At 55.5% G+C, this 17,264-nt stretch carries 17 protein-coding genes and 5 tRNA genes; 17 read left to right on the plus strand and 5 right to left on the minus strand.

The annotated features are described in order from the left end of the window. The first annotated feature begins 15 nt into the window (after positions 1 to 15). From pstS to pstB, 4 genes are all read left to right on the plus strand, one after another. The gene (gene pstS, locus HMPREF3169_RS01285; protein WP_062037331.1) at positions 16 to 1,110 is read left to right on the plus strand and encodes a phosphate ABC transporter substrate-binding protein PstS; all 1,095 of its coding nucleotides are present in this window, start codon (positions 16 to 18) and stop codon (positions 1,108 to 1,110) included. A gap of 127 nt (positions 1,111 to 1,237) precedes the next feature. After that, positions 1,238 to 2,281 carry a phosphate ABC transporter permease subunit PstC gene (gene pstC, locus HMPREF3169_RS01290; protein ID WP_061924504.1) on the plus strand — a complete coding sequence of 348 codons (1,044 nt, stop codon included), beginning with the start codon at positions 1,238 to 1,240 and terminating at the stop codon, positions 2,279 to 2,281. 16 nt (positions 2,282 to 2,297) lie between these two features. Next, positions 2,298 to 3,209: a phosphate ABC transporter permease PstA gene (pstA, locus tag HMPREF3169_RS01295; protein ID WP_070455468.1), complete on the plus strand. Its 912-nt coding sequence runs from the start codon at positions 2,298 to 2,300 to the stop codon at positions 3,207 to 3,209. Between the two features lie 48 nt (positions 3,210 to 3,257). Continuing rightward, the gene (gene pstB / locus HMPREF3169_RS01300) at positions 3,258 to 4,031 is read left to right on the plus strand and encodes a phosphate ABC transporter ATP-binding protein PstB (protein WP_061924498.1); all 774 of its coding nucleotides are present in this window, start codon (positions 3,258 to 3,260) and stop codon (positions 4,029 to 4,031) included. Between the two features lie 182 nt (positions 4,032 to 4,213). Here the strand turns inward: pstB and phoU are convergent, their stop codons facing one another. Then, complete coding sequence (phoU, locus tag HMPREF3169_RS01305) at positions 4,214 to 4,942, minus strand: phosphate signaling complex protein PhoU (RefSeq protein ID WP_070455470.1); 729 nt, start codon at positions 4,940 to 4,942, stop codon at positions 4,214 to 4,216. Between the two features lie 49 nt (positions 4,943 to 4,991). Continuing rightward, positions 4,992 to 6,137 (minus strand): tRNA dihydrouridine synthase DusB, encoded by a 1,146-nt coding sequence (gene dusB, locus HMPREF3169_RS01310; RefSeq protein WP_070455472.1) that lies wholly within the window; start codon positions 6,135 to 6,137, stop codon positions 4,992 to 4,994. Positions 6,138 to 6,316: 179 nt separating this feature from the next. Between dusB and HMPREF3169_RS01315 the strand changes: the two genes are divergently transcribed. The 6 genes from HMPREF3169_RS01315 (at position 6,317) to HMPREF3169_RS12895 (ending at position 11,213) form a co-directional block, all read left to right on the plus strand. Continuing rightward, entirely contained in the window at positions 6,317 to 7,819 is a 1,503-nt protein-coding gene (locus HMPREF3169_RS01315; protein ID WP_070455474.1) for an acetyl-CoA hydrolase/transferase family protein, read from the plus strand. 110 nt (positions 7,820 to 7,929) lie between these two features. Next, a tRNA-Lys gene (locus HMPREF3169_RS01320) sits at positions 7,930 to 8,002 on the plus strand. A 388-nt stretch (positions 8,003 to 8,390) separates the two neighbouring features. Continuing rightward, positions 8,391 to 8,795 (plus strand): hypothetical protein, encoded by a 405-nt coding sequence (locus HMPREF3169_RS12585; protein WP_235597022.1) that lies wholly within the window; start codon positions 8,391 to 8,393, stop codon positions 8,793 to 8,795. Then, on the plus strand, positions 8,789 to 9,502 hold the full coding sequence (locus tag HMPREF3169_RS01325) for an ATP-binding cassette domain-containing protein (protein ID WP_070455476.1): 714 nt from the start codon (positions 8,789 to 8,791) through the stop codon (positions 9,500 to 9,502). Before HMPREF3169_RS12585 ends, HMPREF3169_RS01325 begins: the two co-directional genes overlap by 7 nt. After that, entirely contained in the window at positions 9,489 to 10,631 is a 1,143-nt protein-coding gene (locus tag HMPREF3169_RS12890; protein ID WP_145914869.1) for a hypothetical protein, read from the plus strand. The genes HMPREF3169_RS01325 and HMPREF3169_RS12890 overlap by 14 nt, the downstream gene beginning before the upstream one ends. Before the next feature lie 3 nt (positions 10,632 to 10,634). Then, on the plus strand, positions 10,635 to 11,213 hold the full coding sequence (locus HMPREF3169_RS12895; protein ID WP_141744814.1) for a hypothetical protein: 579 nt from the start codon (positions 10,635 to 10,637) through the stop codon (positions 11,211 to 11,213). Between the two features lie 121 nt (positions 11,214 to 11,334). Here the strand turns inward: HMPREF3169_RS12895 and HMPREF3169_RS01330 are convergent, their stop codons facing one another. Further along, a complete protein-coding gene (locus tag HMPREF3169_RS01330; RefSeq protein ID WP_061924479.1) occupies positions 11,335 to 11,667 on the minus strand; it encodes a metal-sensitive transcriptional regulator in 333 nt (110 codons plus the stop codon). Between the two features lie 94 nt (positions 11,668 to 11,761). Between HMPREF3169_RS01330 and HMPREF3169_RS01335 the strand changes: the two genes are divergently transcribed. The 5 genes from HMPREF3169_RS01335 to HMPREF3169_RS01355 all read left to right on the plus strand — a co-directional run bounded on the left by HMPREF3169_RS01335 (position 11,762) and on the right by HMPREF3169_RS01355 (position 12,918). After that, positions 11,762 to 11,834 (plus strand) — tRNA-Glu (locus HMPREF3169_RS01335). Positions 11,835 to 11,882: 48 nt separating this feature from the next. Continuing rightward, positions 11,883 to 11,959 (plus strand) — tRNA-Asp (locus HMPREF3169_RS01340). Positions 11,960 to 12,405: 446 nt separating this feature from the next. After that, a tRNA-Asp gene (locus HMPREF3169_RS01345) sits at positions 12,406 to 12,479 on the plus strand. A 21-nt stretch (positions 12,480 to 12,500) separates the two neighbouring features. Beyond that, positions 12,501 to 12,573 (plus strand) — tRNA-Phe (locus HMPREF3169_RS01350). 54 nt (positions 12,574 to 12,627) lie between these two features. Beyond that, the gene (locus HMPREF3169_RS01355) at positions 12,628 to 12,918 is read left to right on the plus strand and encodes a GNAT family N-acetyltransferase (RefSeq protein WP_061924476.1); all 291 of its coding nucleotides are present in this window, start codon (positions 12,628 to 12,630) and stop codon (positions 12,916 to 12,918) included. Between the two features lie 70 nt (positions 12,919 to 12,988). On the opposite strand, the gene epsC is transcribed toward HMPREF3169_RS01355, so the two are convergent. Both epsC and cysK read right to left on the minus strand, forming a co-directional pair. Beyond that, entirely contained in the window at positions 12,989 to 13,552 is a 564-nt protein-coding gene (epsC, locus tag HMPREF3169_RS01360; RefSeq protein ID WP_096337004.1) for a serine O-acetyltransferase EpsC, read from the minus strand. 73 nt (positions 13,553 to 13,625) lie between these two features. Beyond that, the gene (gene cysK, locus HMPREF3169_RS01365; protein WP_061924471.1) at positions 13,626 to 14,561 is read right to left on the minus strand and encodes a cysteine synthase A; all 936 of its coding nucleotides are present in this window, start codon (positions 14,559 to 14,561) and stop codon (positions 13,626 to 13,628) included. 257 nt (positions 14,562 to 14,818) lie between these two features. Here cysK and ramA point away from each other — a divergent pair, with 257 nt between their 5' ends. Together ramA and murA are read left to right on the plus strand one after the other, a co-directional pair. Continuing rightward, the gene (gene ramA, locus HMPREF3169_RS01370; RefSeq protein ID WP_061924468.1) at positions 14,819 to 15,658 is read left to right on the plus strand and encodes an acetate metabolism transcriptional regulator RamA; all 840 of its coding nucleotides are present in this window, start codon (positions 14,819 to 14,821) and stop codon (positions 15,656 to 15,658) included. 76 nt (positions 15,659 to 15,734) lie between these two features. Continuing rightward, positions 15,735 to 17,003, plus strand: coding sequence for a UDP-N-acetylglucosamine 1-carboxyvinyltransferase (gene murA, locus HMPREF3169_RS01375; protein ID WP_061924465.1), 1,269 nt, complete (start codon positions 15,735 to 15,737; stop codon positions 17,001 to 17,003). Positions 17,004 to 17,264: the final 261 nt, after the last annotated feature.

Genomic DNA, 17,264 nt, shown 5'->3' on the forward strand with positions numbered 1-17,264 from the left:
TTGGAAAGGTTTCCCGTGATCCGCAACTTCAAGCGCACTGCTGCAATCTTCGGCATTGTTGCCGCAACCTCCACCGGCCTTGTTGCCTGCTCTGAATCCGGTTCAGGCTCTGAGGGCGGCTCTGAGGTCTCCGGTGACCTCACCGGTGAGGGTGCATCCTCCCAGAAGAGCGCAATGTCCGTCTTCGAGAAGGCCTTCCTGGACGAGCACCCTGACGCTAACTTCTCCTACACCTCCTCCGGCTCCGGCGCTGGCGTTGAGGCTTTCACCAACGGCACCGTTGACTTCGCTGGTTCCGACTCCGCTCTGAAGGAGGACAAGGGTGAGGTTGAGGCTGCCAAGAAGCGTTGCGAGGGCAACGACGCATGGCACCTACCAACCACCATCGGCCCGGTTGCAATCGCATACAACCTGGGTGACAAGGAAGTAAACCTGAAGACCGAGACCCTGGCAAAGATTTTCAAGGGCGAGATCACCAAGTGGAATGACGAAGAGATCAAGGCTTCCAACGAGGGTGTTGACCTCCCAGATACCGACATCACTGTCATCTTCCGTTCTGACGAGTCCGGTACCTCCGACAACTTCCAGAAGTTCCTGAAGACCGCCACCGGCAACTGGGACAACGAGGGCAAGCAGTTCCCGGACGCTGTCGGCGAGGGTGCAAACGGTTCCTCCGGCGTTGCTGACCAGGTTGCTTCCATCGAAGGTGCAATCACCTACGTTGAGGCTGGCTACGCACACCAGAAGGAATCTGACGGCGTCAAGATTGCCAAGATCGACTTCGGCAACGGCCCGGTTGAGCTGTCCAACGAAACCGTCGGCGTTGCACTCGACAACCTGAAGTTCAAGGAGACCGGCTCCGAGCACAACATGGTTGTTGACTCCGAGGCGCTCTTCGGTTCCGACACCAAGGGTTCCTACCCGCTCATCCTGACCACCTACAACATCGTTTGCTCCGCTGGGTACGATGAGGAGACCTCCGCGCTGGTCAAGGCTTTCTTCAAGACCGTTCTGGATAACCAGAGCTCCGACCTCGAGTCTGCTGGATTCATCCCTGTTACCGGTGACCACCTCGAGCGTCTGAAGTCTGCTGTTGACGCAATCCAGTAATTTGCTGGATACGCAATAAAAGACAGCACTGCCCGCCCCCAAATCCGTTCATCAGAGCGCCTTTGGGGGCTGCGGTGTGTTGCACATTAATTCCCACAGTTTCCGTTGAAAAGGATTTCGTAGTCTCATGGCAGACAACAATCTCACCACGGCGCCACCAAATGAGCAGACAGAAGCCGCCTCGCGGCCTGCTTCTTCTGCTGGTAGCTCCGAGGCCGCAATCGTGAAGTCCGGTTCGGGTGTAAAACGCCCAGGTGACCGAATTTTCGAGTTTCTCTCCACCGCCTCCGCAACCTTAATCACCGTGATGATCGCTGCCATTGCAGCCTTCCTGATTTGGCGCGCAGTGCCTGCACTGAACGTCAACGAGGGCGGCTTCCTAGGCTTTTTCACCTACGGTCAGCGCTGGGAGACTAACAACACTGACGCAATGCAGTTCGGTATCCCGACCATGTTCGGCTCCACGGTGCTCATATCCGTTGTTGCCTTGCTGATCGCGATGCCGGTTGCGCTTGGCATTGCTATCTTCCTTTCCAACTACGCTCCGGCCCGCGCAGTGAAGCCGCTTGGCTTCTTGGTCGACATGCTCGCTGCAGTTCCGTCCATCGTTTACGGTCTGTGGGGCTGGCAGGTTCTTGGCCCGGCTCTTTCAGGCTTTTATAAGTGGATTCATTCGTGGGCTGGCGGCTTCTTCCTGTTCACCACCTACGACAACTCGCCTTCCTTCGAGACCGGCCGCAACATCTTCACCGGTGGCATCGTGCTGGCAGTGATGATTCTGCCCATCATCGCCGCCACCGCGCGTGAGGTCTTTGTGCAGACCCCTCCGGGCCAGATTGAGTCCGCGTTGGCGCTGGGCGCTACCCGCTGGGAAGTTATCCGCATGACCGTCCTGCCTTTTGGTATGTCCGGTTACATCGCCGGTTCCATGCTGGGCCTGGGCCGTGCGCTGGGTGAGACTATGGCGCTGTACATGGTTGTCTCGCCGCTGATTGATTTCCGCTTCTCGCTTTTCGACGGCGGTACTACCTTCGCTACTGCGATCGCCCTGGCAGCTTCCGAGTTCGGTAACGAGATGCGTGCGGGTGCTTATATCGCGGCCGGTCTCATGCTGTTCCTGCTGACCTTCGTGGTCAACGCCATTGCCCGTTCCATCGTGAAGAAGAAGTAGGAAGAGGTAAACCTGAATGTCTACTCCAGTAAAGACCCTTCCGCAGAACTCCGGATCGGCGTTCCTTGATATTTCCGGCGGCCGCAAGACTGCCAACAACGTCGCCACCATCATCGTGTGGGCCACGATGATTCTGGCCATGATTCCGCTCGTCTGGGTTCTGTGGGAGCTTTTTGCTCGCGGTGCCGGCGCCATTTTCACCCCTGAATGGTGGACTACCTCGCAGCGCGGCATCCTCGACACCGAAGCTGGTGGTGGTGCACTCCACGCCATTATCGGTACCTTCGTCCAGACCCTCCTGGCAACCATCATCTCCGTCCCGATCGGCATTTTCACCGCTATCTACTTGGTGGAGTACTCCCGCGGTGGCCTGCTGAGCCGCCTGACCACCTTCATGGTGGACATCCTCTCTGGTGTTCCTTCTATCGTTGCTGCACTGTTCGTCTTCGCAATGTGGATTACTCTCTTCGGCTTCGAGCGCTCCGGTATGGCTGTGGCACTTTCCTTGGTGCTGCTGATGATTCCAATCGTCGTTCGTAACACGGAGGAGATGCTGCGCGTCGTCCCGATGGACCTGCGTGAGGCTGCCTATGCGCTGGGTGTGCCGAAGTGGAAGACCATCGCCCGCATCGTTCTGCCGACCGCTCTGTCCGGCATCGTCACCGGCATCATGCTGGCCGTTGCCCGCGTCATGGGTGAGTCCGCACCGGTTCTGGTCTTGGTCGGCTCGACCTCTTCCATCAACTGGGACGCAATGGATGGCGCAATGTCTTCCTTGCCGCTGATGATGCTTGATATGTACAAGTCCGGCGCCCAGCCGGCCGTTCTGGACAAGCTGTGGGGCGCGGCACTGACGCTGGTCCTGCTGATTGCAATCCTCAACATTGCGGCGCGCTTCGTTTCTGCGAAGTTCTCCGTCAAGAAGTAACACGCCCGCCCGCCATACCTAAAGCCCCTCAACAGGAGTAAATCAAAAATGTCAAAGCTTGAGCTCAATGACGTGAACATCTACTACGGTGATTTCCACGCCGTACAGAACGTCAACATGCAGATCCCAGCACAGGCAGTTACTGCGTTCATCGGCCCTTCCGGCTGCGGTAAGTCCACCGTTCTGCGCACCATCAACCGCATGCACGAGGTCATCCCTGGCGCTTCCGTCAAGGGTGAGATCCTGCTCGACGGCCAGAACATCTACGGCCCAAAGGTTGACCCGGTTTCCGTCCGCAACACCATCGGCATGGTCTTCCAGAAGGCAAACCCGTTCCCAACCATGTCCATCGAGGACAACGTTGTCGCCGGCCTGCGTCTGTCCGGTGAGAAGAACAAGAAGAAGCTGAAGGAAGTCGCTGAGAAGTCCCTGCGTGGCGCAAACCTATGGGATGAGGTTAAGGACCGTCTGGACAAGCCGGGCGGCGGCCTGTCCGGTGGTCAGCAGCAGCGTCTGTGCATTGCTCGCGCGATTGCCGTGGAGCCAGAGGTTCTCCTCATGGACGAGCCTTGCTCCGCACTGGACCCAATTTCCACCTTGGCCGTTGAGGACCTTATCCACGAGCTGAAGGAAAACTTCACCATCGTCATCGTGACCCACAACATGCAGCAGGCAGCGCGTGTGTCCGACAAGACCGGTTTCTTCTCTCTCGAGGCCACCGGCAAGCCGGGACACCTGGTGGAGTTCGATGACACCACCACCATTTTCAAGAACCCGTCTAAGAAGGACACTGAGGACTACATCTCCGGCCGCTTCGGCTAAGCCTTAGTAGCTTTCATGTAGCAGACGGATAAACCCCGCTTCCTTTGAAATAAGAGGGAAGCGGGGTTTAGCGTTATTAAAGATAATGAAAATTGATCTAAATAGACAGTTTTCGGGAAACGCCTGTAGTTGGATTGAATGTGCTTCAGCGTTGCCTTAAAGGTCTAGCTACCTAGTAAGGATTAACGGCGGAACTGGCGTTCGAGCTCGGCCATGCGGGACTCGAACTCTTTGTCCCTTTCTTCCTCGCTTAATTTGGCCATATAGGCTTCCGGAGCGAGCCCGGTGGACAGGTAAATGATGCGGCCGGCCACGCTGACGCAGTGATCGGCGAAACGCTCGTAGTAGCGGGTCATTTGGGAAGTTTCCACGGCCTCGCGCACGCTTGCTTTCCACTCCCGATTCGTCAGGATGGACAAAAGGTAGCGGTTGATGTCATCTACCGCATCATCTTCAGAGGCCATCCGCAGGGCGGTATCGGGGTCCGGGGTCACTAAGATTTCGCGCAACATCCTAATCATGTCGTCGTTTAAGCGTGCGAGCTCCTCAAAATAGCCGATGTACTCTGCGGGCACCACGTTATCTGGGTGGCGGCGGCGGGCACCCGATGCCACGTGCTGGGCCAGACGGCCCATGCGGTGGAGGTCTTCCACGATGTAGATGGAGGAGACGACCTGGCGGAGATCTTTGGCCATGGGATTTTCGAGCGCGAGCAGCAAGACAGCGCGCTCCTCACAGCGGTTACGGACTTCGTCCAGTTCCTCGCGCAAAGACATGGCCTCTTCAGCGGAGTGGAGTTCGGACTCAATCAGTGCTTCAGAGGCGAGCTTTAAGGTGTTATGGACGATGTCGCACATGATAATGAGGTCGTGCGAGAAGCTATCTAGATGTTCGCGATATGCGGTGCGCATGTCGAAAATGATAGACCACTTTTTGGTCTAATGCTCGTTATGGCTATATCTATCCGCCCGAATGCATAATTTCCGCACCTTCCGGCACAGTTGCGTCCTCTGGATCGTCCAGCCAACCCTCGGGTAGAACCACCTTGGCGGGTGAGCCTTGACGCCCACGTGCGCCATCCGCGTCGTCGGCAAGCGCCTGCGAATCGGCCCACGGTGCCAGCAATTCGCGCAGGTTATTTACCGAATCCACGCGCGAAAGGCCCGAGCGTACCTCGCCTCCTACGGGGAATCCGCGCAGGTACCAACCCACGTGCTTACGGATATCGCGGCTGGCCTGACGCTCGCCATCGTGCTGCGCCAGCAGCTCCGCATGTCTAATCATAATCTGCGTCACTTCGCCCAAGGTTGGCTCGGAAGGAATTGGCTCGCCACGCAGCTCCGCAGACAGTTCTGCGAAGAGCCAGGGGCGGCCGAGGCAACCGCGCCCGACGACGACACCGTCGCAGCCCGTCTGCTCCATCATGGCGCGGGCATCGGTGGCCTTGAAGATATCTCCGTTGCCCAGCACCGGGATGCCGGTATCGGCTAGATGCTCCTTGAGCCGTGCGATCTCATTCCAATCGGCATGGCCGGAGTAGCGCTGCGCGGCTGTGCGCCCATGCAAGGCGACGGCCGCGGCACCCTCCTCCACTGCGATGCGTCCTGCGTCCAAGTGCGTGTGGTGCTCGTCGTCGATGCCCACGCGCATCTTCACGGTAACCGGAATGTCGGTGCCCTCTGTGGCCTTAACTGCGGCGGCGACGATGTTGCCGAAGAGACGGCGCTTATAGGGCAGAGCTGAGCCGCCACCGCGACGAGTTACCTTGGGCACGGGGCAGCCGAAATTCATGTCGATGTGATCGGCCAAGTTTTCATCAACGATCATCTTTGCTGCCTTGTAGGTGTACTCCGGATCGACGGTGTACAGCTGTAGCGAGCGTGGATTTTCGTCTGGCCCGAACGTGGTCATGTGCATGGTCTTTTCATTGCGCTCGACCAACGCGCGAGCGGTGACCATCTCGCATACATATAGTCCGGAGACCGTTCCGGTCTTCGCAATTTCTTGTTCCCGGCAGAGCGTGCGGAAGGCCACGTTGGTTACGCCCGCCATAGGGGCTAGGACAACGGGGGAGTTGAGCTCGATTTTTCCGATTGCAAGATTCACGCAGCCAATTGTGCTCTTTGGGCAGGTGGCGTGGCAAGTTTGGCGCGTCGTTGTGACGGGGGTGTGTAAGTTTGCGAAGTTTTCGGTAAAACCTCAACAAGTTCGCTAATGTGGTGCATGTAACTTAAAGGGGCTGATCGTGTCGTACGGTCGGCCCTATATATAAAGGAGGATTTACTTTGACCGATAGGATCGGATACGTGCCGTTTAAGGAACTTGTCGTTTCTGCTGAAGAAGCTGCAAAGTTTGTCAATCACGGTGACCGCGTCGGTATCTCAGGCTTTACCGGTGCGGGCTACCCAAAGGCGCTGCCTACCGCCATCGCTGAAAAGGCAAAGGCTGCACACGCTGCTGGTGAGGAATTCAAGATCGATGTCTTCTCCGGCGCTTCCACCGCACCGGATTGTGACGGTGTGCTGGCAGAGGCGGACGCACTGCGCTTCCGCTCTCCGTACAACTCCGATCCGACTCTGCGTAACAAGGCCAACGCAGGCGAGATTCTTTACCAGGACATTCACCTTTCCCACTCCGGCCAGCAGGTAGAGGAGGGCTTCTACGGCGATTTCCAGGTCGCAATCATCGAGGTTGTCCGCATCCTGGAAGACGGCAACATCATCCCGTCTTCTGCAGTGGGCAATAACCTGGAATACATCGAAGCTGCAGACAAGATTATTCTCGAGGTAAACACCTGGCAGTCCGAGAACCTCGAGGGCATGCACGACATTTACAAGATCGAGAAGCTGCCTAACCGCCAGCCAATCCCGATCACCAAGGTTGATGACCGCATCGGTACCCCGTACATCGAGCTGCCGACCGAAAAGGTTGTCGCAGTCGTTGAGACCAATGCTCCGGACCGCAACGCGCCATTTAAGGCTCCGGATGAGGTATCCGAGAAGATCGCCGCTAACTTCATCGAGTTCCTTGAGGGCGAGGTTGCTGCTGGCCGCCTGGAGTATGACAAGTTCATCATGCAGTCCGGCGTGGGTAATGTCCCGAACGCCGTGATGGCAGGCCTGCTGGAGTCCAAGTTTGAAAACATCCAGGCCTACACCGAGGTCATCCAGGACGGCATGCTCGACCTTATCGACGCCGGCAAGATGTCTGTCGCTTCCGCTACCTCCTTTGCACTTTCCCCGGAGTACGCAGAGAAGATGAACGCTGAGGCAGAGCGCTACCGCAAGCACATCATTCTGCGTCCGCAGCAGGTCTCCAACCACCCTGAGGTCATCCGCCGCGTGGGTCTTATCTCCTCCAACGGCATGATTGAGGCCGATATTTACGGCAACATCAACTCCACCAACGTTGGCGGCTCCCGCATCATGAACGGCACCGGCGGCTCCGGTGACTTCACCCGCAACGGTTACATCTCCACGTTCGTTTCCCCGTCTGTGGCAAAGGGTGGCGCAATCTCCGCGATTGTTCCTTTCGTTTCCCACACTGACCATACCGAGCACGACACCATGGTCATCATCACCGAGTACGGTGTCGCTGACCTGCGTGGTCTCGCACCGCGTGAGCGCGTGGAAAAGATCATCGCTGTGGCGCACCCGGATTACCGTCCGCTGCTGGAGGAGTACTACGAGCGTGCTTCCGCCAACAAGTTCGTCCACACCCCGCACGATCTGAAGACCGCCTTCGACTTCCAGATCAACTTCGCCGAAAAGGGCGACATGCGCGGCTAAGCAAACTCAGCGGCATTTAGCCCCTGACGAGCAAACATGACTGGCTCCCCGCAATAAAGTGGGGGCCAGTTTCGTTTCTTTAGCGGGGCCTACTAAAATGATTTCGCGATGGGCCTTTAGCTCAGCTGGTAGAGCTACGGACTTTTAATCCGCAGGTCCCGGGTTCGAGCCCCGGAGGGCCCACATTTGATTCCCCTTGGTAAAAGCCAAGGGGAATTTTTATGCCTTTTGTGCCTTGTTTGTTTGGATTCACTCTTGCTACCTATTTCCGACGTTACATGTGGTAGTGATCAGCCTCTTGCTTATTGGCGAAATACGGGAGCCAGAGGTATCTAGAAGCAAAACCCAGGGCTCTTCGCTTGGCTTTGTTCCGGAGTTCTGCCAACTTCCGGGTGGAATAGCCGGGGTGGAATATCAAAGCCATAATTTTGACTTATCTCATTTATTTATGTAAAAATAGCCAAGCTTTAGGTATTAATATCATCTCTCCCTGTTCGGCGCTTGAAGCAAGCTTTTGTTCAGGTAAGGCAAGTCTCTTTTGCCTAGTTCTCAGAAAGAGGTGTGAAATCCGGTGAAGAAAATAGTCGTAGCAGGGCTGACTGTAGCCTTGGCGATCACTTCATTTGTTGTCCCAGCTAATGCTGAGGGGCATTTTGAAACCAGCGTGAATGGAATTCGCGATGGCTTTAAAACTCGTAGTTGGTACGATCGAAATATTGATGGGTTTAACACGGAAATCACAGCAGCTACCTGCTTGAACACTCCGCACGGATCGCCAGGAAAAGTCGAGATGACCCTACGCCGAACTCTCGCAGGGCAGCCGGATCCGGACCTGGGTTCACGTTCTCTCAACAGGTGCTATGGGGGTTGGGATCGAGGTGGCTGGGGGCGTCAGGCTGCAGGCAACTATCATGCCGATATTCATACGTTTGATTGGAACCGTTTGACCATCAATTGGATGAAAGTCGTATGGTAGATACGATTCGAGTTGATGCTTTAAAGATAAGGCGTTCAAACAAAACAATTCTGGATATACCGCAGTTGACGATAGATGAACGTCCAACGCTTCTTCTTGGGGCAAACGGTGCAGGAAAGCCGACTCTTTTTTCCGTCCTGGCATCAGATTCTTCTCCGCACGACGGGGTCGTCTTAAGGGTGGGCTCTATATCGTTAGTCGAGCAGAAATTCATGCCGATTGTGGGTTTCACTTCTGGAGAATACTGCGCTTATGTTGCGTGGCTGTTTGGTCAGGATAGGAAAATCGCAAAGAAACATAGCTTGGAGTGGCTAAACTTTGTTGATTTGTCGAAGGCTGCCGATCAGAGATGTGAAAGTCTTAGCGGAGGGGAACGCTCTAGATTGGCAATCGCTACAGCATTGAATTCTGGGTCGAAAACTCTGCTTCTTGATGAGCCTAGTGCGGCGCTTGATCCCCTTAGCAAGGAGCTCATTACAAAGGTTTATCAAAAGATCGTGGAAATGGGGCATAATTTAGTTGTCTCCACCCATGATGCAGGTGAACTGCAGAAACCATTCGAGCGCGTTCTTGTCCTTGATAAAGGCAAGTTGCGATTCGATGGTTCAAGGTCAGAATTCATACAGTTAGCATCAGAATTAGACGACAATCCAGTGCACAATCTCGCACGCTCTTTTGCGCGGAGGAGGAACGATGATGGTTCCTAATTTCGGATTCAGACATTGGTTTCGACGCCCGTCATTGTGGATTTGTCTTGCTGGAATCGTTCTCAGTGCAGTTCCTATATCAGAGCTTGGGAAAACAACCTATTTCCAGTCAAACGCTGCCCAATCTACTTTAGTGTTCGTTGTTATTGCTCCAGCGGTTTCTGCCGGAATGGCTTGGGAAGCATCACGTTTTCGCGAAATTGCGCAATTGGGGCGAAGCTCTGTAGTTCGTATCTTTAGAGACCGAATGCTTTTATGGTCGCTAGTTTTTCCTGTTGGCTACGTATTGGCTAACCTAGCCCAAAGTACTGAATCGATATCGTTCGCGTCCAAGTTCTTTTGGATGATGTTGGCATACTCATGCGTCGTAGGTATTTGCTGGGTGTTGATTGGAAGCGCACTTGGCTTTTCGCTTAAGCCTCTTATTTCTGTCTGTGCTGCGGTTGCGCTTGCATATACTTGGTATGCGATCGTTCCAGCCACTTCTCCGGGGGTTTTGAGGCATTTAGCTGGCGACTTCTTGGCGTGCTGTTCTCTGGATACAACGCTAGATGTGAAAGCAATCGGTATAGCAGTTGCGGGGATTGTGGGAGTGACGCTGCTCGTAGTTTCGGCTGCGGCTTTGCTTAGGCACCGAAGAAAGCTGTACATGGCAGCTTTGCTTTTAGGACTTCTGGCTATCGTAGGTTCTACGTTTTGGGCTCAGAAACTTACAGAATTTGGCCTTGTACAAAGGGACTCTGCGCAGATTGTCTGTGTTTCGGATGTCTGCGCTTGGCCGGAGGTCCCAAAAGAAAACATATTACTGAACATCCAAGCGCGGGAAGCCTTCTCTAAAATAGTGCCAGCTGAGTGGGGAGATTTCTCAAATCGACCGGTGGTGTGGGGAGATTTTTCAGAAGATCACTTAAGCCTAAGTAGCCAACCAACTCTGGAAGGAGTCGTTGGAGAGTTTGTGGATCAAGTTGGAACTGCGGAATTGATTCGTGCAAATGCGCAAATTTGTGGAATTCCGGCGAAAGATTTGGGAATTTCGGTTAGTGGCCTCCCTTGGGATCCTAACCGACAAGTTGACGTAAGCGATGTTGTTCAACGTATCGAGCAGTCGACCTGTAGAGTTAGCGGTTAGCCTGTGAAATCATTTGCGTTCTTGTACTTCCATGGTCACAGAATTTTTGTGGTCTTGCTGATGATGTTGTTTATTGGTTTAGCTCTATCCTTCTCTGAAGGCTGGCTGCTAAGAATTCCCTGGCTTAGCGGTACTGCAGGGGTGAATGTAGGTACCATATGTTCATTTGCTTATGCGGCGTTGCCAGTAACTTTGTTCCGTAATCAGCTTTCCAAGCTAGAAGCTCGTTCTCCAAGGAAGTGGTTAGTCGTAGACAGCACGCTTCTCGTTGTCTTGTGGAGCGTCCCTTGGGTATTTTCCCTGACCGGCGTAGGAAGCGTCAGGTTTGCTTATGTATCCACCGTCCTTATGGGAATAACATTTTTCGCAGGCAAATATTTGAACGTGGATACACTCGCATTGTTGCTTATAGCGCAACTCGTCTTGCAAACGGCTCTTTGGCTATCGGCATCCGAAACGAAATGGCGTTTTGTTCTTTTTGCTCTTGCTGTCCCGCCAGGCCATGTCCCACTTTTAATAAGTGGCCTTTCGCTCCTTGTGAGTATTCCTTCTTTGCACAAATTCAAACAGGCTGGAGCTTAGTCAGTGCCGGCAGGCTAGAGCTGCTCCTTTCCCTGTCTAGGGGCTAGGGGGAGCTCATGCTCAATCTAGTCAGACCTTTGAAGTGTCGCTGAAGATTCGCATGATGTGTTGGTTGGGGGCGTTAGCTCTTAACCAGCTTGCGAATAGCCGTCATGGCTTCCTCGAGCTTTTCCTGGGCCACTTGACCATCCTCGGCGGCGGCACCGGCTACGCAGTGCTCAATATGGTCTTCGAGTAAGGCCAAAGAGACATTTTCTAGCGCGGAGGTTACTGCGGAGATCTGCGTGATGATGTCAATGCAGTATTTGTCTTCTTCGATCATGCGGTGGATGCCGCGCGTTTGACCCTCGATGCGCTTCAAACGCGCCAAATACCTCGCTTTGTTTTTGCTATCCGCGTTATACCCGTGCGCGTGAGGCTCATGGCAGGCGCAGGTATGTTGCTGGTCAGACATGGTTTTCTGCGTTCATCTAGGGGTTCCTTTCGGGGCGATTTTGTAACGCGCGATTACTCCAGTATATTTTTAAGACGTTGCTCCAAGGCAATGGGCCCCCATCGTCTAGCGGCCTAGGACACCGCCCTTTCACGGCGGCGGCACGGGTTCGAATCCCGTTGGGGGTACGAAGCTTCTTGCTTCATGCCGACCTTTTAAAGGTCAAAATTCAATATGGCCCTGTGGCGCAGTTGGTTAGCGCGCCGCCCTGTCACGGCGGAGGTCGCGGGTTCAAGTCCCGTCAGGGTCGCCATATTGATAAGCCGGTTCCAGTGATGGAGCCGGCTTTTTCTTTTGCTTTCTTTCGTTTAAGTCCCCGCTCGAGATCTACTGGGGCCATCACTGTGTAGGGGTGAGTTGGGGTGGGGGAGTTGTTTCACCGGGGCGGGGCTTAGAGGCGCGGCGCGTGCTTCAAAAACGTCTTTATGGCGACGTAGAGGGCCGCTGAAGCCGTGAGGTGTGGCTCGGCTCGAAGAGGCGGCGTCGGCAAGCGCACGCGCCTTTACAGCGCCTTATATGGCTTGGCCTGAAATCTTTGCGTGTGCGCCTGCCTATATTTTGCGTTGCCTCATGCGGCCTTTTGAAAAACTGGTGCGCAAGAGTAGAGAAAACCGCAGTTAAACTGCAGATTTGTTTGATTTCAGCAACGTTGTGTAAAGTAACTATCCGTGCCCAATGAGGTACGAAAAATTGAAAAATGGCCCTGTGGCGCAGTTGGTTAGCGCGCCGCCCTGTCACGGCGGAGGTCGCGGGTTCAAGTCCCGTCAGGGTCGCCGAAGTCACTTGTGGCTTCTGGCCAGATAGCTCAGTCGGTAGAGCACACGCCTGAAAAGTGTGGGGTCGCCAGTTCGATCCTGGCTCTGGCCACAAATCAACCCCCTTCTGTAGAAGGGGGTTCTTTTGGTTTGCAGAAATGGTTTAATGGGCCACATGACTACTTCTGTTGCACACCAAACTGACGCCTCCCGTTTCGTAATTGCCGTCGATGGGGAAGAGGCCGGCTTCGCGGAGTACGTCGACACTGCAGAAACCCGCGATTTCCACCACACCGTGGTCCACGAGGGCTTCCAAGGCCAAGGCCTGTCCAAACCGCTCATCAAGGCCGCTCTGGAGGATGAATCCACCGCCGGCAAGCGCGTCATCGCCAGCTGTTCTGCCGTCGCGAGCTTCATCGAGAAGAACCCGGAATACCAGCACCTGCTCGAGAACTAAAACCTAAAAGTGGGCCCCACGTTCGTGTGGGGCCCACTTTGCCGCGCTTGGCGACGTCGCAAAGCAACAGCTAGATGTAATAGTCGGGGTCGACGAGCTTGATGCGCTCTTCCTTCTTACGCGGACGGTTCTTTGCTGGAATACCAATAGCAATGTGCTCTGCAGGCACATCCTTGGTGACAACTGCGTTTGCGCCAATAGCAGAGCCTTCACCGATGGTGATGGGGCCTAACACCTTGGCGCCAGCGCCAATCGTGACGTTGTCTTGGACAGTGGGGTGGCGCTTGGTTTGGGTGAGCACCTGGCCGCCCAACGTGACGCCGTGATAGATCATCACGCCCTCGCCGATTTCGGCGGTCTCACCAATGACGATTCCCATGCCATGGTCGATGAAGAACCGACGTCCAATGGTGGCTCCAGGGTGGATTTCGATTCCGGTCCAGAAGCGATTGATTTGCGCAAGGATGCGCGCAGGGCCGCGCCAACCGCGCTTCCACATCCAATGACAGATGCGGTGCACCCAGATGGCATGCAGGCCAGAGTAGACTATGGCGTTCTCCACATCTCCTCGGGCCGCGGGATCATGGTCACGGGCATTCGCCAAATCCTCGCGAATCATCTTTAGGACGTTCATGTGGTACATACTACTGGCAAAGAAAAAGCACCCACCAACAAGATGGGTGCTTTTCATTCAAACGACAGGAAAATTATGCCTCGCGGATGTCCTCAAACAGGACGGTGGAGACATAACGCTCACCAAAGTCCGGCAGAACCGCAACGATGGTCTTGCCCTCAAACTCTGGGCGAGCAGCCAGCTTGAGTGCTGCGGAGATGTTTGCGCCGGCGGAAATGCCCACCAGTAGGCCTTCCTCGGTAGCTAGCTTGCGGGAGGTCTCAATTGCCTCTTCGTTGGTGGCGGTCATGACCTCGTCGAGCAGCTCGCGGTCTAGTACCTCTGGGACGAAGTTTGCGCCGATGCCCTGAATCTTGTGCGGGCCAGCGTGGCCTTCAGACAAAACAGGGGAGTCAGCCGGCTCGACGGCAACTAGGTGGAGGTCGGCATTCTTGGACTTCAGGTAGCGACCAACACCGGTGACGGTGCCGCCGGTGCCGACGCCGGCGACGAAAGCATCAACCTTGCCTTCGGCGTCGTTCCAGATCTCTGGGCCGGTGGTTGCCTCGTGGATCTTCGGGTTTGCCTCGTTGGCGAACTGGGAAGCCAGGATGGCGTTGTCGTTGTTGGCGATGATCTCATTCGCCTTGTCGACGGCGCCCTTCATGCCGGCTGCACCTGGGGTCAGGACGATCTCTGCGCCATAAGCACGCAGCAGCACCTTGCGCTCGTTGGACATGGTCTCCGGCATGGTGAGGATGACCTTGTAGCCAAGGGTGGCGCCAGCGAAGGCGAGCGCGATGCCGGTGTTGCCGGAGGTGGCCTCGACGATGGTGCCGCCCGGCTTGAGCTCGCCGGCTTCTACCGCGGCGTCGATAATAGCCTTGCCAATGCGGTCCTTAACGGAGTTAGCAGGATTGAAGGATTCGACCTTCACCAGCACCTCTGCGCCGAGGCCCTCCGTCAGGCGGTTCAGGCGAACCAGTGGGGTATTGCCGATGGTTTCCAGAATGTTGTTGTAGACAGCCACTTTGAGGACTCCTTGGAAAATATCTTCGTGCGTACCCTAGCTACTGTACACCACGCTACTAGACAAAGCGGTACATAGCTTCTGAACCGATCATTCGGGCACTGGCTGTGGGATTTGGATCGCGCTTTGGCAGTAAGGCGATTTATTCTTACCCCCATTGGCCGGTTATACTGCGGGGAACGTGTTCTTTTACCCCCGAATCGCATGGTGGGTATGGGTGCACCTACTGGTTACCCCCAACTAGGAGAGAGATTCTCATGGAGCCGCATCGCCTCAAAGATGACGACGAAGCCGTACGCGCCGCACTGTCTTCCCTGAAGACCGCAACCGGCATTCCCGTCACGATGTACGGAACCCTGCTTCCCGATAATCGTCTGCAGATCACCCAGTGGGTCGGCCTGCGCACGCCGGCTTTGCAAAACCTGATCAGTGACGCCGGAGTCGGAGTGGGCGGCCGTGTTGTCAGCACGCGCCGTGCAGTAGGTGTTTCGGACTACGCTCGTGCGACCACCATTTCGCATGAAAATGACCGCTACATCCAGGACGAAGGTCTGCACTCCATCGTGGCTGTTCCGGTCACGGTGCAGCGTGAGATCCGCGGTGTCCTTTACGTCGGCGTTCACTCTCCAGTGCGTTTGGGAGACAAGGTTATTGAGGAAGTAACCATGACCGCCCGTTGTCTGGAGCAGGATTTGGCGGTTAATTCCGCGATGCGCCGCGCCGATGGCGGTAAGGGCGGCGCTGCCCGCGGCCACGTCATGAATGGCGCGGAGTGGGAGCAGGTGCGCTCCACGCACTCCAAGCTGCGAATGTTGGCTAACCGCGTAGACGACGAGGATCTGCGCAAGGAACTTGAGGCTTTGTGCGATCAGATGGTTTCTCCGGTCCGCGTTAAGCAGTCTACGAAGCTTTCCGCCCGTGAGCTTGATGTCCTGTCTTGCGTGGCGCTTGGCCACACCAACGTAGAGGCGGCTGAGGAAATGGGCATCGGTGCAGAGACCGTGAAGTCCTATCTACGCTCCGTGATGCGCAAACTCGGTGCGCATACCCGTTATGAAGCGGTCAATGCCGCTCGCCGTATCGGCGCATTGCCCTGATATACATGGTTCTTCTACCCGGATGCCCCTGAAACTTGCAGAAGTTTTTCAGGGGCATCCGGTAGTTTAGGAAGATGTGAAAGACCAATTTATTGTCTCTGGTGGTGCACGGCTCGAAGGCACGGTTGTGGTTGATGGCGCGAAAAACAGCGTCCTGAAGCTCATGGCCGCCTCGCTTTTGGCGGAAGGCACCACGACGTTGACCAACTGCCCGCAGATTCTCGACGTCCCGTTGATGCGCAAGGTTCTAGAAGGCCTAGGCTGCGAAGTAACTATCGACGGCGACGTCGTTACGATTACCGTCCCCGAAAAGCTCCACTCAAACGCGGACTTCGATGCTGTACGTCAGTTCCGCGCTTCTGTTTGCGTGCTGGGTCCGCTGACCTCTCGCTGCGGTCATGCGAAGATTGCCCTCCCCGGTGGCGATGCCATCGGTTCGCGCCCGCTGGATATGCACCAATCGGGTCTGGAGAAGATGGGTGCACGTACCCATATTGAGCATGGCGCGGTAGTAGCTGTGGCCGATGAGCTCCACGGCGCCAACATTCGCTTGGACTTCCCATCCGTCGGTGCAACCGAAAACATTCTTACCGCCGCTGTCCTCGCAGACGGTGAGACCGTCTTGCGTAATGCAGCCCGAGAGCCAGAGATCGTTGATCTGTGCATGATGCTCAAGGAGATGGGCGCAGATATCGAGGGCGAAGGCACCTCCACCATCACGATCCGCGGCGTAGAAAAGCTGCATCCCACCGAACACAGGGTAATCGGTGACCGCATTGTTGCCGGCACCTGGGCCTATGCTGCAGCGATGACGCAGGGGGATATCACCGTCGGCGGTATCGCGCCGCGTCACCTGCACCTGCCGCTGGAGAAGCTGAAGTCCGCTGGCGCCGAAATCGAAGATTATGACAACGGCTTTCGCGTTCGCATGAACGGCCGACCAACTGCGGTGGATTACCAAACGCTTCCATTCCCGGGTTTCCCAACTGACTTGCAGCCGATGGCGATTGGCCTTTCCGCCGTTGCCGAAGGCACCACGGTCATCACGGAGAACGTCTTCGAATCCCGCTTCCGTTTCGTGGATGAGATGCTCCGTCTCGGCGCCGATGCGCAGGTGGATGGCCACCACGTTGTTATTCGTGGTCAGCAGAGACTTTCTTCCACCCATGTTTGGAGCTCCGATATTCGTGCCGGCGCTGGGTTGGTGCTCTCCGCATTGTGCGCAGATGAAGTAACCACCGTTCACGATGTCTTCCACATCGATCGTGGCTACCCGAACTTCGTTGAGAATCTCTCGCGTTTGGGCGCCGACATCAAGCGCACGCAGGAGCCGGAGACGTACTAAGCGCTTTACGACGCCCTGTTTATCCCCAGTATGCACCTAAAAATGCGGTGTGTACTGGGGATTTGTGTTGTTTGTGGGGTGGGGGCTAAATTAATCCAGGTCGCAACGAGTTGGCCGTGAGGTTAACTAAGTTGTGGTTCGGATGAATTTTTCTTCTTCGATTTGACATTGATTGAATCGGTGGGTAAGTTATTCCGAGTCGCTTCGAGAGCGAGGGGCTGGATAAGAGGCTTCTGGTTGTCGTTGTCGTGATGATGTCTG

Origin of the sequence: Corynebacterium sp. HMSC08C04 (genome assembly GCF_001807495.1) — a bacterium.
Taxonomy (GTDB): Bacteria; Actinomycetota; Actinomycetes; order Mycobacteriales; family Mycobacteriaceae; genus Corynebacterium; species Corynebacterium simulans.

What these genes read in the sequence shown, in the direction of transcription:
- pstC (WP_061924504.1), top strand. Translation starts at nt 1,238, where the DNA reads ATGGCAGACAACAATCTCACCACGGCGCCACCAAATGAGCAGACAGAA.
- pstA (WP_070455468.1), top strand. Translation starts at nt 2,298, where the DNA reads ATGTCTACTCCAGTAAAGACCCTTCCGCAGAACTCCGGATCGGCGTTC.
- pstB (WP_061924498.1), top strand. Translation starts at nt 3,258, where the DNA reads ATGTCAAAGCTTGAGCTCAATGACGTGAACATCTACTACGGTGATTTC.
- phoU (WP_070455470.1), bottom strand. Translation starts at nt 4,942, where the DNA reads ATGCGCACCGCATATCGCGAACATCTAGATAGCTTCTCGCACGACCTC.
- HMPREF3169_RS01325 (WP_070455476.1), top strand. Translation starts at nt 8,789, where the DNA reads ATGGTAGATACGATTCGAGTTGATGCTTTAAAGATAAGGCGTTCAAAC.
- HMPREF3169_RS12890 (WP_145914869.1), top strand. Translation starts at nt 9,489, where the DNA reads ATGATGGTTCCTAATTTCGGATTCAGACATTGGTTTCGACGCCCGTCA.
- HMPREF3169_RS01330 (WP_061924479.1), bottom strand. Translation starts at nt 11,667, where the DNA reads ATGTCTGACCAGCAACATACCTGCGCCTGCCATGAGCCTCACGCGCAC.
- HMPREF3169_RS01355 (WP_061924476.1), top strand. Translation starts at nt 12,628, where the DNA reads ATGGGCCACATGACTACTTCTGTTGCACACCAAACTGACGCCTCCCGT.
- epsC (WP_096337004.1), bottom strand. Translation starts at nt 13,552, where the DNA reads ATGAACGTCCTAAAGATGATTCGCGAGGATTTGGCGAATGCCCGTGAC.
- ramA (WP_061924468.1), top strand. Translation starts at nt 14,819, where the DNA reads ATGGAGCCGCATCGCCTCAAAGATGACGACGAAGCCGTACGCGCCGCA.